Below are 12,422 nucleotides of genomic sequence, written 5' to 3' on the forward strand. Positions count from 1 at the left end.
TTGGCGATCGAGCGGGCGAAGCGCCTGGTCGAGCTGGGCCACGACGTGGTCGTGCTGCTCGACTCGCTGACCCGGCTGGGCCGCGCCTACAACCTCTCCGTCCGCTCGGCCGGTCGTACGCTCTCCGGCGGGGTGGACGTGGCCGCGCTCAACCCGCCGAAGCAACTGCTCGCGGCGGCTCGCGCCGCCGAGGAGGGCGGCTCGCTGACCATTCTCGCCTCGGCGCTGGTGGAGACCGGCTCCGCTGCCGACACGCTGATCTACGAGGAGTTCAAGAGCACCGGTAACGCCGAGCTGAAGCTGGACCGGTCGCTGGCCGACCGGCGTACCTTCCCGGCCGTCGACGCCCGGGCGTCGGGCACCCGGCGCGAGGACCTGCTGCTGACCGCCGCGGAGCGACAGTGCCTGCGGGGCCTGCGCTCGGCACTGTCCCAACTGGACCGGCAGGCGGCCCTGGACCAGCTGCTGCGCCAGCTCGCGGCCACCCAGGGCAACGCGCGATTCCTGGCCCGGCTGGGCGGCGTCGCGCCCGGCTACGATCGGGAACCGTGACGGAGCAGGGAAACAACCACCCACCGGCCGTACGGCAGCTACGCCTCGTCGTGGAGGCCGAGGACTACGACGCCGCCGTTGCCTTCTTTCGCGACGCGCTGGGCCTGCCGGAGCAGGCGGCGTATTCCGGTGGCGACGGTGCGCGGGTGGTGATCCTGGAGGCCGGCCGGGCCACCCTGGAACTGGCCAACTCGGCGCAGAAGCGCATGATCGATGAGGTCGAGGTCGGCCGCCAGGTGGCACCCCGGTTGCGGGTGGCGTTCGAGGTGGACAACAGCCAGGCGGTGACCGATCGCCTGGTCGCCGCTGGCGCCATCGAGGTCGCCCCGCCGACCGTCACCCCGTGGCAGTCGCTCAACGCCCGCCTTGACGCCCCGGCGGGCCTGCACCTCACCGTCTTCCAGGAGCTGCGCACTCCGGCGGAACGCGCCGACCTCGACGGCTTCGGCACCGACGCCTGAGGGGATCCGGTTGGCGTCCGACCGCCCGGCCCGGCGATACTCTGCCGCGTGCCCGACCCGATGCTGACCCCCGCGCAGGCGGCTGCGCTCCGCCACGTCCGGGACGTCGCGCTGCGCGACCGGCCGGCGGCGCTCGCCGTCATCAGCCAGCACCTCGACGGCGCCGGATACCGGCCGGCGGAGGTGATCGAGGCAGTCGCCCAGCACGGCCGGCTGACCCTCAACTTCCACCCGGACCGGCTGCTCCGCGACGGCCGTACCGTCGCCGAGGCGCTCGACCAGGAGGACGTCTACCGCAGCCAGTTCGAGACGCGCATTTCCAACGGCGGTCTGACCGCCTTTCCCGGCGGGGATCGGGACCGGTGGGAGGGGAAGATGTTCGGCGGGGCCTACCAGCGGTCCGGGGTGCTGCCCGCCGAGCGCCCCAAGTACGGCGGGCTGAACCTGCTGGACCACCCGGACGGTGCCTGCCCCCGGTTCGGCTCCTGCCACCTGCGGCTGCGTCCCGAGGTGCTCGCGCGGACCACCTTCTGCTTCGGGGACAGTCACGTCGAGCCGACCGAGTTCGGCACCCTGGACGCCTTCGAACCGGTGCTCGCCGCACTGCTCACCGCCACCGCCGACACCGGCGTCACCCTCGGAGTCGCCGGCATGGACACCGGCACCCTGCTCCAGTCGCTGCTCCGCCACCGGGCTCGGGAGTCGTACGCCGCCGGGCGCGCCCTGGACGACTACATCGAGGCGCAGGTGCACGGCGAGCTGAGCCTCGCCCGGGACGTCGAGGCGTTGGTGGTCGACCCGTCGTTCCAGGGCACCGAGGTGGTACGCATCCTCGCCGGGGTGGCCGACCGGCACGGCTTCCCGCTGACCTGGCACTGCGGGTTCGAGCTGCCGGTCGACGGCATCGACCCCGAATTCCGGGGGCCGGCTATCCCGCCGCTCGCGGCCCGGGTGCACGCCGAGTTCGCCCGGCCGGGGGCGCCGGTCGACGCCGCTCTGATCGGCCGGGCCGCCGCGTCGGTGGTCACCGACCCGCAGCGGTGGGCGGACCGGGGGCCCACCGAGGTCACCCTGCAGCACCTCAAGCAGCTCTGGCACGTCCTGGTCCGCTACGGCACCCCCGCCGCCCGCTGACCGTCGCGTCACCTTCCGCCCCTCCACGCACGGCCCGCCCCGGCCCGTCCGATTGTCGCCGTGACCTGGGCCGCAGCGTGTCGCCACTCCGGCATTTCCGGAATGACCGACACGTGGAGCTGGTTGTGTCCCCCGTATCGCCGGAGCGCAAACCCGTACCGGCCAGTAGTTCCCCCGAGGGGCGCTCACCCCGGAGCGCGTCGCAACGATCGAAAGGGCAACCATCGTGCAGCAGCACTTCACTCGATGGCTCCCGGTCATCGCGAAGACCGCCGTCGTGAAGACCGCCATCGCGAAGACCGCCATCGTGCAGAACGCCGCCGTGAAGACTGCCATCGCGAAGGCCGCTGCCGCGAAGGCCGCCGCACAGACCCCGGACGGCAGGGCCGCCATCGCCAAGGCCGCCGCCGCGAAGGCCGCTGCCGCCAAGGCCGCCGCCGTGAGGACCCCCAACCGCAAGGCCGCGCTGACCGTCGCGGGCGTAGCCGCCCTGGGCGGCCTGGCGTTCGGCCCGAGCGCCGTCGCCGCCCCGGTCACCAGCGGCCCACACGCCGGCGCCGTGGCCGCCATCGACCTCGCCACCGGCCAGAAGACCGCCACCGAGGCGGTGAAAACCGCTACCGACGCGGTGAAACCCGCCCAGACCACCGGCAGCGACAAGGTCCCCGCCAAGGCCAACCGGCCGAGCCGGGCCGAGCTCATCCCGCACGGCGTCGAGGGCGCCCAGTCGCGCATCCCGCTGAACGACGCGCAGCTCACCAACGCCAAGGCCATCGTCCAGGCGGCCAAGGAGACCGGGGTGGGCAAGCGGGGCGCGGTGATCGGCGTCGCCACCTCGCTGCAGGAGTCGAAGCTGTACAACCTCGGCCACCTCGGCACGTACAACGACCACGACTCGGAGGGCCTGTTCCAGCAGCGCCCGTCGGTCGGTTGGGGTACGCCCGATCAGGTCACCGACCCCGACTACGCCAGCAAGGCGTTCTTCAACGCGCTGAAGAACGTGGGCGATTGGCAGGACCTGCCGCTGACCGCCGCCGCGCAGACGGTCCAGGTGTCGGCCTTCCCGTACGCGTACGCGCAGTGGGAGGAGCAGGCGGCGGACATCGTCCAGCAGCTCTGGTAAGTCGTTCCCTTCCGCAACCGGCCGGTCCCCGTTCTCAGGGGGCCGGCCGGTCGCTCTCGGCTGGACCCCTGTTCGTGGTCTGGCCCGCCGCAATCCCTGCACCGGCCACGGCGCGCCACACCCGTGCCGCGCTGCCAGGCCGTCCGCCCGGTCTTCCGCTGCGCGCACCCCCGAATGGAGCTTTTGTGATGAACACGATGCTGCGTAAGAGTGTGCTGGGTGTTGCTGGTCTGGCGTTTGCCGGTCCGGGCTGGCGGCGCAGTACCTGCGTGTCGGCGGGGGAGCGCCGGGTCCGGGGCGCCGTCGAACGCCGCTACCGACTGGACGCGGCGGCGGCCTCGGCGGACGCGGCAGCGGTCCGGTCGATGAGCCCGGAGCAGCACGTCGGGCTGCCGGCCGCCGGGTCCAGGACGAATCAGGAGGAGCCGCCGGACCAGCGGTGACCGGCGAGGATGTCGACCACGGCGGCGGCCAGTGCCACCACGATGATGCCGGTGGCCAGCAGCAGCGAGTGCCGGAACGCGGCGGACCAGTCGCCCCGGGTGCTGGCCAGTGTCGAGAAGAACAGCGCCCCGACCCCGGCGATGCCGGCGGCCGACCCGATCCGCTGTCCGGTCTGCAACATGCCCGCGCCGCTGCCGGCCTGCGGCACCGGCACCTCGGACAGGGTGAGGGTCTGGTTCGGCGCGATGACCATGCCGCTGCCGATCCCGGCGATCAGCAGCGGCACGGCGGTCCGCAGCGGCACCGATCCGTGCGGGGTGCCGTGCAGCACCAGGTCCGTGGCGATCAGGCCGATCCCCACCACGAGCAACCCGATGGCGACCAGTGGCCGGCCGTACCGGTTGACCACTCGGCCGCCCAACGCCGAGGCGGCCGCCGAGCCGAGCGCGAACGGGGTGATCGCCAGACCGGCGACGAGCGCGCTGTAGCCCAGGCCGATCTGCAGGTACAGGGTGAAGATGAAGAAGATCGCGGTGAAGCCGGCGAAGTAGACCAGACCGATGAGCGAGCCCAGGGTGTACGAGCGCAGCCCGAACAGCCGCAGATCGAACAGGGGCTGCTGGTGGTGGGCGTAGCGCCGTTCCCACAGCCCGAAGCCGAGCAGGAAGAGCAGTCCGGCCGGGATGAGCAGCCACTTCGCCGGGCCGTGCCACTGTGCCCGCTGCACGAGCGGCAGCAGCACCAGGGTCACTCCGACGCCGAGCAGCAGCACCCCGAGCGGGTCGAGGCGGTGCCGGTCGGCTTGTCCGGTGGGGCGGGCCGGCATGAGCCGCCAGCCCAGCGCCATGGCGACGATGCCGACCGGGATGTTCACGAAGAAGACCCATCGCCAGCCGTGCAACTCGCCGCCGAGTTGGATGAGCAGCCCGCCGAGCAGCGGCCCGACCGCGGTGGAGATGCCGATGGTGGCGCCCAGCAGCCCGAATGCCCGGCCCCGCTCGGCGCCCCGGAACAGGTGCTGGATCATCCCGCTCACCTGTGGGTTGACCACCCCGGCCGCGGCGCCCTGCACGAGTCGGGCGGCGATCAGCCACTCCGGTGAGCGGGCCAGGCCGGCCAGCGTGCTGGTCAGGGTGAACAGCGCCACGCCGACCACGAACGCGGTCCGCCGGCCCCGGGCGTCACCGAACCGTCCGGCCGGCACCAGCACGAGGCCGAAGGTGAGCGCGTACCCGGACAGCACCCACTGCAGGTCGCTGGGGGTCGCGTGGAGGGCCCGGTCGATCGACGGGATGGCGACGTTGACGATGCTGACGTCCAGCAGCGTCATGAACGCGGCGACCAGGCCGACGCCGAGTGCCTGCCAACGCCGCCGGCCGTCGTACCCGGCGGTGTCCGCCGGCGCCGACGACCGGTCCACGCTCATGGTGCCCCCTGAAGACCGCCGATCACGCATCCCCGATCGCTACCCGGCCCCCGACGGGGCAAACCGTGGCAATCACGCCATCTGGCGCGCGCACCACCGTGGGCCGAAGTCCAGCCCCGTCATCGGGGAGTCCTCCCGGTGCAGCAGCCCCCGCTCAGTGAGCAGGTGCAGCGGCTCGCGTAGTTCCTCCTCGGTCATCCCCGTCTCTTCGGCGATCAGGTCAGGGTAGGGGACGTGGCCCCGCACCTCCAGCGCGGACACCGCCTGGTACACCCGTTCCTCGACCGCAGACAGCTGTACCTGCTGCATCGCTTCCCTCCTCGGCGTGGACCGCCCGACCACGGGCGGTCTGCGCCGCGCGCTTACCCCGCCGCCGTCCGATGATGCCGACCCGATCGGGGCCTCCCATCGGGCGCGTTCCGGGCACCCCCGCCGCCTCGTGCCCTAGGCTGCACCGGTGATCATCTGGGATCTCGTCGTCGTCGGCGGTGGGCCCGCCGGCCTCTCCGCCGCCCATGCCGCGGCCCGTGCCGGCGTCCGTACGCTGGTGATCGAACGGGCCACCCATCCCCGCTACAAGACCTGCGGCGGCGGCCTGATCGGTGTCTCCCTGACCGAGGTCGCCGACCGGATCGAGGTGCCCGCCCACGACCGGATCGACCGGGTCACGATCACCCGGGACGGACGACGCGAGTTCACCCGCCGGCACTCCGCGCCGGTGCTCGCCATGGTGCGCCGGGAGGAGTTCGACGACCGCCTGCGGGCCGCCTCGGTCGCCGCCGGGGCCGAGGTCCGCGAGGGCGTCGCGGTCCGCGCTGTGGAGCAGGATCCCGACGAGGTACGGCTGCGGCTGGCCGACGGCGAGGTGGTCCACGCCCGGACCGTGATCGGGGCCGACGGCTCATCCGGGATCACCGCCCGGCACGTCGGCGTGAGCTTCCGCCAGGTCGACCTCGGGCTGGAGCTGGAGCTGCCGGTCGGGTCCGCCGAGCAGGACCGCTGGCGCGGCCGGCTGTTGCTCGACTGGGGGCCGGTCCCCGGCTCGTACGCGTGGGTATTCCCGAAGGGCGACCGGCTCACCGTCGGCGTCATCGCCGCCCGGGGCGAGGGCGCACGGACCCGCGCCTACCTGCGCGACTTCGTGGCCCGGCTGGGCCTGTCCGAGGTGACCCCGGAGCACGACTCCGGTCACCTCACGCGTTGCCGGGCGGCGGACTCGCCGCTGCGTCGCGACCGGGTGCTGGTCGCGGGCGACGCGGCGGGCCTGCTGGAGCCGTGGAGCCGGGAGGGGATCAGCTACGCCCTGCGGTCCGGGCGGCTGGCCGGCGAGGCGGTCGCCGGGGGCGACCTGGCTGCGTACCCGCGGGAGATCGACCGCCGGTTGGTGCCGGAGATGCGGGCCGGGCACCGGCTGCTGGAGGTCTTCGAGCGGCGCCCGGAGGTGTTCCACGCGCTGCTCGCCACCCCGCCGGGCTGGCGGATGTTCGTCCGGTTCTGCCTGGGGCAGACCGGCTTCGCGGAGACCCTGGCCCGGCGCCCGGTCCGGGCCGGGCTGGCCCTGCTGGACCGGCTGCCGCCGTGGCGCGGCAGGGCGGCCGAGGCGCCCCGACCGCGCGGTCAGGGCACGATGACCGCCCGCCCGTGAATCTCTCCCCGGCGCAGCGCCTCGTACGCCTCCGGCGCCTCGGCGAGGGGGAAGGTCTGCACGTCGGCCTGTAGCTGCCCACCCCGGGCGAGGGCGATCACCTCCTGCAGTTCGGCGCGGGTGCCCCAGAACGGCACCACGACGCTGGTCTCCAGCGGCAGGGGCGGCGGCTCGTCGGCGACCGGCCGCACCGGCAACGTGCCGCCGGCCAGGCCGACCAGCAGCAGCCGACCGCCGGTGGCGACCACCTGCCGGGCGGTGTCCAGAGTGGGCTGCGCGCCGACGAAGTCGAGCACGACGTCCGCGCCGTCCGGCGGCGGCCCGACGATCGACCGGATCTTGTCGACGGTGTCCGGGCCGGCCTGCACCACGTCGTGCGCGCCGAGGCGGGTGGCCAGGTCCAGCGCCGCCACGCTGGTGTCAACCGCGACGATCCGCACGGCCGTGCTGGCCACCAGGATCTGCAGCGCCATGTGGCCCAGCCCGCCGATCCCGATCACCACGCAGGTCGTACCCGGGTGCAGCTTGTCCCGGGCCAGCTCGATGGCGTGATACGGGGTCAGCCCCGCGTCGGTCAGCGGGGCCGCCTGGGCCAGGTCCAGGTCGCCCACGTGCAGCAGCCGCGACGCCGGCACCACCACGTGCTCGGCGAGGCCGCCGTCGCGGCTGAGCCCGATCCCGCCGACCGGGACGACCCGGCACTGGTTCTCCAGGCCGCGCAGGCAGGCCCGGCAGCGGCCGCAGCCGATGATCCCGTACACCGCGGCCCGGTCCCCGGTCGACCAGCCGTCCACCCCCGGACCGACGCCGTCGATCGTGCCGGCGATCTCGTGCCCGAGCGTCATGGGGGTGGGGAACAGCCCGGGCGGTGCGTCGAGGATGTGCAGGTCGGAGTGGCAGGCGCCGACCGCGCCGACGCGCAGCAGCACCTCGCCCGGGCCGGCCGCCGGGGTGGGCACGTCCACCAGTTCGAGCACCCCGGGGGCCGTCATCCGTACCGCGCGCATGGGTCGTCCTTCCGTCGCCGACGGTCGTCGCGGCGGCATACCCGTGCCGTGCCGGTTGATGCGGTCGGTGGACGCGCGGACGCACAATGCGGTCATGAGCGAGCCGAGCGAGTCGTTCACCGACGACGAGTACGCGTTCCTTCGGCACGTACGCTTCGGCGAACTGCCGCCCGCGGTCCGCCCGGAGGACCGGGTGGCGTTGACCGAGACGGACCCCCGCCGGGACCGCCCGGAACCGGCCGGGGAACCCGAGGAGTGGAACCTGCGGCACGGGGCGGGCTGACCCCGGAAACGGCCGACGGGCCCCGGGTGCGACACCCGGGGCCCGTCAGAGTGGTACGGATCAGAAGACCGGCACGCCCTCGCGGACCAGCTTCCAGTTGGGCACGAAGAAGTCGCCCGGCTTGATGACGCCCTTGGCCTGCGCCCAGTCGATCAGGAGCTGGCGGATCTCCTGCTGCTGGTTGTAGACCTGGGTCTTCACGACGCCGGGGAAGTTGCCGCCGCCGCTGCGCCGGTAGTTGTTCACCGCGACGACGAACTGGGCGTCCGCGGCGACCGGGGTGGCGGTGCCCGGCAGGACCAGGCGGGTGATCCGCTGGCCGACCGGCTTCGAGATGTCGATGTCGTAGTCGACGCCGGAGATCACGTCGTAGTTGTAGTCCGGCACGGTCGGGTCGCTGATGGTGTCCGGGTTGACGGCCGCCCCGACCGGCAGCGTGACGAAGTACTTCGCCGAGTACTCCAGGTAGGCCTTCACCTCGGCGCCGGTCATGACGACCGCCTCAAGGGTGTTGTCGTACACGTAGAGGCCCGCGACGTCGCGGATCCGCACGTCACCCTGCGGGAAGACCGCGGTGCGGCTGAACGGCGCCGCGATCGACAGCACCGGCAGGCCGGCGTACTGGGTGCCGGCCAGAGCCGCGGTGACCACCTCGGTCTGGACCTGGTTGATGAAGTCCAGGATCGGGGTGTCCTTGTACCGGGATTCGACGGCGGACAGTTCCACCTCGGACTGCGCGACGACCTTGTTGACGTAGTCGACCGTCTTGGTGTGCTGGCCGCGCACGGCGGCGAGCACCGCCGGGTCCTCCACCACCGTGTTGGTGTTCAGCATGGTGGAGCCCTTGCTGACGACCTTCCAGCGGCCCTTCTCCCGGGTCAGGGTGAAGTCCATCCGGGTGAGGCGCTGGCCCCACTTCGACGGCTCCGAGGTCAGCACCCGCTCGCCGGTCTGGGTGTTGGTGACGAACTTCTCCGGCACCTCGTTGTGGGCGTGGCCGAACAGGATCGCGTCGATGCCCGGGACCTGCTGGGCGATGAGCGCGACCGGGTTCTCGTTCGGCAGCTCGGGGCCGTAGCTGGAGGTGCCGCTGTCACCGCCGTGGGCGGAGATGATGACCAGGTCGGCGCCGCGCTCGCGCATGATCGGCACCCACTTGGCGGCGGTGGCGATCATGTCGGCGAAGATCAGCTTGCCCTCGACGTTGCCCTTGTCCCAGATGGCCACGCCCGGGTTGGTGAGGCCGAGGATGCCGACCTTCAGCGTCGGCGCGCCCAGCCCGCCGAGTTCGACCTCCTTGATGACGTACGGCAGGAAGGCCGGCTTGCCGGTCTTCTCGTTGATCGCGTTCGCGGCCAGGGCCGGGAAGCCGAGCTGGCCGATCCACTGGGCCAGCAGCGGCAGGCCGTAGTTGAACTCGTGGTTGCCCAGCGTGACGGCGTCGTACTTGAGCACGTTCATGGCGTTGGCCATCGGGTGCGTCTCACCGGTGCTGGTGATCGGCTCCTGCTTGGCGTAGTAGGTGGCCAGCGGGGTGCCCTGGATCGTGTCGCCGGCGTCCAGGACGAGGGTCGCCTTGCCCTTGCGCTCGGCGCGGATCTGGTTGACCAGGGTGGCCAGCTTGGCGACGCCGACGTCGTTGTGCTTGCTGTCGTCGTACTCGGCGTCCTTGTAGTAGTCCCAGTTGTAGACGTTGCCGTGGGTGTCCGAGGTGCCCAGGACGGTCAGGTCCCAGGTCTTCGCCCCGTTCGCTGCCGCGGCCCGGGCGGGCTCGCCGGCGAGCAGTGGGGCGGTCGCGGCGGCGGCCGCGACGGCCAACACCTGGCGGCGCGAGGCGCCGGAGGAGGAGGTCATGAGGTGCCTTTCCATGGGGGTGGGCGCGCCCCGTGGGCGCCGTTGCGCACCATAACGACCGGCTGTCACTCCCGCCACACCGCCCCGAGGTGTTTCACCCCACCAGCGCCGCCGGCCGCCTCCGTGTAACACCGGGGCCATCTGCCGGTCGTTTCCGCCAGGGGCCGCGGGGTAGGGCGGAGGAGGACGGAACGCGGCCACGAGGGAGAACCGGTGAGCGAGGACCAGTACACCCAGCAGAACCCCACCGAACAGTACGGCCAGCAGCAGGGCCAGCCGGGCCAGCAGCAGTCCGCACCGGGGACCGAACAGAAGATGGGCCCCAAGCCGGACCACGGCGAGGAGTCGTACCGGGGCGCCGACCGCCTCACCGGCAAACGCGCCCTGATCACCGGCGGTGACTCGGGCATCGGCCGGGCCGTCGCGATCGCCTTCGCGCGCGAGGGCGCCGACGTGCTGATCTCCTACCTCGGCGACGAGGAGGAGGCCGACGCCCACGACACCGTGCGCCTCGTCGAAGCGGCCGGCCGCAAGGGCGTCGCCGTCCGGTGCGACGTGCGGGAGGAGGCGAACTGCCGGGAGCTGGTCGACCGTACCCTCTCCGAGCTGGGCGGTGTCGACGTCCTGGTGAACAACGCCGCCTTCCAGATGTCGCAGGACAAGGGCCTGTGCGACATCACCACCGAGCAGTTCGACCGGGTTTTCAAGACCAATGTGTACGCCATGTTCTGGCTGTGCCGGATGGTCGTGCCGCACCTGCCCGAGGGCTCGGCCATCATCAACACCTCCTCGATTCAGGCGTTCAACCCGTCGCCGCAGCTGCTCGACTACGCCACCACAAAGGCGGCCATCGCCAACTTCACCAAGGCGCTCGCGCTGAACCTGGCCGACCAGGGCATCCGGGTGAACGCGGTCGCACCCGGCCCCATCTGGACGCCGCTGATCCCGGCCACCATGCCCGAGGAGAAGGTCAAGCAGTTCGGCACCGACGTGCCGCTGGGCCGCCCCGGCCAGCCCGCCGAACTGGCCCCCGCGTACGTCTTCTTCGCCTCCCAGGAGTCCAGCTACGTGACCGGGGAGATCCTCGGTGTCACCGGCGGCAAGCTGACGAGGTGAGCGTTCCGGCCGGCGTCTTCCCAGGTCAGCGGGGCCAGGCGGCCATCCGGCGGCGGACCTCGGCGATCTGTTCGGCGTCCAGGCCGTAGCGGGTGAACCGCCGGTCCGGCACCCGGTCCAGGTAGCGGCCCGCCGCCCGGACGTCCTCGAGGTCCAGCGCCGGGTCCACCTGGCCGGCCAGGTCCAGCAACTCCGCGACCTCGTACCGGTCCAGCGCGGCGGAGACGTCGATGTAGTCGCGTACCTCCCGCCGGTTGACCAGCGCGGCGGTCTTGTTGGCGATGAGGTCGCGGACGTCCATCACCGGGCCGAGGTCCATCACCACCGGGCTGCGGTACCGGTCGAGCCGGGCCAGGCTGAGCCGGATCTGCCGGCCGTCCCGGCTCACCACGAAGTCCCGCATGTCCCGGTCGAACCCGTCGAAGAGGTCACCGAGCTCACTGTCCGGGTCCGCGTCGACGACGAGGTAGCCGGCCCGCTCCAGGGCCGCCCGCACCTCGGCCGCCGCCGCGGCCGCCGCCCCCTCCACGTCGGCGAAGAGGTCCACGTCCTCGGTGGGGCGGACGACCAGGCCGTGCGCCGCCCAGGCCACCCCGCCGCCGAGCACGAACCGGTGCGGGCCGGCTGCGGCGAGGGCCACCCGGGCCACGTCCCGGTAGAAGTCGTGCAGATGGCTCACGCGGTACGCAGGCCCCGGTGCCGGCTCTCCCACGCCAGGCGTACGCCCCGAGGCAGGTTCAACCGCCGCCACACCTGGCGCAGGGTCCGCCCGTTGATCAGGGCCCGCAGGTCGTCGACCCGGGTGGTCTCGCGCAGCACGTTTTCGTACATCCAGAGCAGGTCGTCCGGGTCGGCCAGGTCGAAGGCGCGCTCGCTGCTCCACATCAGGCGTACCGGCAGCTCGACCACGCCCCGGGTGGGGCCGGTCAGCTCGGCCAGGGTGCGGGACACCACGGCGGGACGCCCGGGGCGGGCGAGGTACGCGCTGGTGGTGGCCTGCATGGTGTCAGGGTAACTCCTGTCCGTCGTTTTCCCGCTGCGCGTTCGTGTCGGTGGTCGGGTTTGTCGCTGTTGTCGGGGTGCCCGCCTCGCGCCCTTCGGACGATCCGCGCAGTCGCGGGCGGCGGATGCCCCAGCTCGCGGCATTTCGGGTGTGTCGGGCGGCAGATCCCTCGGTTTGCGGCGTGCCGAGTGGATCAAAGGTGTGACCGGACGCGGGGCGGCGTGGGTCCTGGTGGTGTGTCCGGTTGTGGTGGGGGCTGGGTGGGCTGGGTGGAACGCCATGGAGGTCTTTGGGCAGGTGGTGGCGGCCGGAGCGTCCTCGGCCCGTGCGGGCCGGTGCTTCGACACGACGGCCCCGGGTGGCCCGGCATCTGG

Annotated in this window: 13 protein-coding genes and 1 pseudogene; 8 read left to right on the plus strand and 6 right to left on the minus strand. The window is 72.6% G+C overall.

Going from position 1 to position 12,422, the window contains the following annotated elements; genetic code table 11:
• The 5 genes and pseudogenes from ONA70_RS28860 to ONA70_RS28880 all read left to right on the plus strand — a co-directional run.
• Positions 1-552: pseudogene (locus tag ONA70_RS28860) on the plus strand (transcription termination factor Rho); the annotation flags it as partial.
• The gene (locus ONA70_RS28865; RefSeq protein ID WP_265009643.1) at positions 549-1,013 is read left to right on the plus strand and encodes a VOC family protein; all 465 of its coding nucleotides are present in this window, start codon (positions 549-551) and stop codon (positions 1,011-1,013) included. The pseudogene ONA70_RS28860 and the gene ONA70_RS28865, both read left to right, overlap by 4 nt.
• A 60-nt stretch (positions 1,014-1,073) precedes the next feature.
• The gene (locus ONA70_RS28870; RefSeq protein WP_265009654.1) at positions 1,074-2,147 is read left to right on the plus strand and encodes a DUF3626 domain-containing protein; all 1,074 of its coding nucleotides are present in this window, start codon (positions 1,074-1,076) and stop codon (positions 2,145-2,147) included.
• 226 nt (positions 2,148-2,373) lie between these two features.
• Positions 2,374-3,270 carry a hypothetical protein gene (locus ONA70_RS28875; protein WP_406601257.1) on the plus strand — a complete coding sequence of 299 codons (897 nt, stop codon included), beginning with the start codon at positions 2,374-2,376 and terminating at the stop codon, positions 3,268-3,270.
• A 188-nt stretch (positions 3,271-3,458) separates the two neighbouring features.
• Positions 3,459-3,713 (plus strand): hypothetical protein, encoded by a 255-nt coding sequence (locus ONA70_RS28880; protein WP_265009644.1) that lies wholly within the window; start codon positions 3,459-3,461, stop codon positions 3,711-3,713.
• Here the strand turns inward: ONA70_RS28880 and ONA70_RS28885 are convergent.
• Positions 3,686-5,140 (minus strand): MFS transporter, encoded by a 1,455-nt coding sequence (locus ONA70_RS28885; protein WP_406601258.1) that lies wholly within the window; start codon positions 5,138-5,140, stop codon positions 3,686-3,688. The two genes, ONA70_RS28880 and ONA70_RS28885, sit on opposite strands and share 28 nt — an antisense overlap.
• A gap of 72 nt (positions 5,141-5,212) precedes the next feature.
• Positions 5,213-5,449 (minus strand): hypothetical protein, encoded by a 237-nt coding sequence (locus ONA70_RS28890; RefSeq protein ID WP_265009646.1) that lies wholly within the window; start codon positions 5,447-5,449, stop codon positions 5,213-5,215.
• 148 nt (positions 5,450-5,597) lie between these two features.
• On the opposite strand from ONA70_RS28890, the gene ONA70_RS28895 reads away from it, so the two are divergent.
• Positions 5,598-6,785 carry a geranylgeranyl reductase family protein gene (locus ONA70_RS28895; RefSeq protein ID WP_265009647.1) on the plus strand — a complete coding sequence of 396 codons (1,188 nt, stop codon included), beginning with the start codon at positions 5,598-5,600 and terminating at the stop codon, positions 6,783-6,785.
• Here ONA70_RS28895 and ONA70_RS28900 read toward each other — a convergent pair.
• Positions 6,758-7,792, minus strand: coding sequence for an NAD(P)-dependent alcohol dehydrogenase (locus ONA70_RS28900; RefSeq protein WP_265009648.1), 1,035 nt, complete (start codon positions 7,790-7,792; stop codon positions 6,758-6,760). The two genes, ONA70_RS28895 and ONA70_RS28900, sit on opposite strands and share 28 nt — an antisense overlap.
• A 94-nt stretch (positions 7,793-7,886) precedes the next feature.
• Between ONA70_RS28900 and ONA70_RS28905 the strand changes: the two genes are divergently transcribed.
• On the plus strand, positions 7,887-8,075 hold the full coding sequence (locus ONA70_RS28905; RefSeq protein WP_265009649.1) for a hypothetical protein: 189 nt from the start codon (positions 7,887-7,889) through the stop codon (positions 8,073-8,075).
• A gap of 60 nt (positions 8,076-8,135) precedes the next feature.
• Here ONA70_RS28905 and ONA70_RS28910 read toward each other — a convergent pair whose 3' ends face one another.
• Complete coding sequence (locus ONA70_RS28910) at positions 8,136-9,929, minus strand: bifunctional metallophosphatase/5'-nucleotidase (RefSeq protein WP_265009650.1); 1,794 nt, start codon at positions 9,927-9,929, stop codon at positions 8,136-8,138.
• 213 nt (positions 9,930-10,142) lie between these two features.
• Here ONA70_RS28910 and ONA70_RS28915 point away from each other — a divergent pair, with 213 nt between their 5' ends.
• Complete coding sequence (locus ONA70_RS28915) at positions 10,143-11,045, plus strand: SDR family oxidoreductase (RefSeq protein WP_265009651.1); 903 nt, start codon at positions 10,143-10,145, stop codon at positions 11,043-11,045.
• Positions 11,046-11,070: 25 nt separating this feature from the next.
• On the opposite strand, the gene ONA70_RS28920 is transcribed toward ONA70_RS28915, so the two are convergent.
• Both ONA70_RS28920 and ONA70_RS28925 read right to left on the minus strand, forming a co-directional pair.
• On the minus strand, positions 11,071-11,724 hold the full coding sequence (locus ONA70_RS28920; RefSeq protein ID WP_265009652.1) for a nucleotidyl transferase AbiEii/AbiGii toxin family protein: 654 nt from the start codon (positions 11,722-11,724) through the stop codon (positions 11,071-11,073).
• Positions 11,721-12,047, minus strand: coding sequence for a hypothetical protein (locus tag ONA70_RS28925; RefSeq protein ID WP_265009653.1), 327 nt, complete (start codon positions 12,045-12,047; stop codon positions 11,721-11,723). The genes ONA70_RS28920 and ONA70_RS28925 overlap by 4 nt, the downstream gene beginning before the upstream one ends.
• Between the last annotated feature and the right edge of the window lie 375 nt (positions 12,048-12,422).

Source organism: Micromonospora yasonensis (genome assembly GCF_026013475.1).
Lineage (GTDB): Bacteria > Actinomycetota > Actinomycetes > Mycobacteriales > Micromonosporaceae > Micromonospora > Micromonospora yasonensis.

Bases quoted from the DNA above. Each gene is read 5' to 3' on its own strand.
- ONA70_RS28880 (WP_265009644.1), top strand. From the start codon at position 3,459: ATGAACACGATGCTGCGTAAGAGTGTGCTGGGTGTTGCTGGTCTGGCG.
- ONA70_RS28900 (WP_265009648.1), bottom strand. From the start codon at position 7,792: ATGCGCGCGGTACGGATGACGGCCCCCGGGGTGCTCGAACTGGTGGAC.
- ONA70_RS28890 (WP_265009646.1), bottom strand. From the start codon at position 5,449: ATGCAGCAGGTACAGCTGTCTGCGGTCGAGGAACGGGTGTACCAGGCG.
- ONA70_RS28885 (WP_406601258.1), bottom strand. From the start codon at position 5,140: ATGAGCGTGGACCGGTCGTCGGCGCCGGCGGACACCGCCGGGTACGAC.
- ONA70_RS28870 (WP_265009654.1), top strand. From the start codon at position 1,074: ATGCTGACCCCCGCGCAGGCGGCTGCGCTCCGCCACGTCCGGGACGTC.
- ONA70_RS28925 (WP_265009653.1), bottom strand. From the start codon at position 12,047: ATGCAGGCCACCACCAGCGCGTACCTCGCCCGCCCCGGGCGTCCCGCC.
- ONA70_RS28905 (WP_265009649.1), top strand. From the start codon at position 7,887: ATGAGCGAGCCGAGCGAGTCGTTCACCGACGACGAGTACGCGTTCCTT.
- ONA70_RS28910 (WP_265009650.1), bottom strand. From the start codon at position 9,929: ATGACCTCCTCCTCCGGCGCCTCGCGCCGCCAGGTGTTGGCCGTCGCG.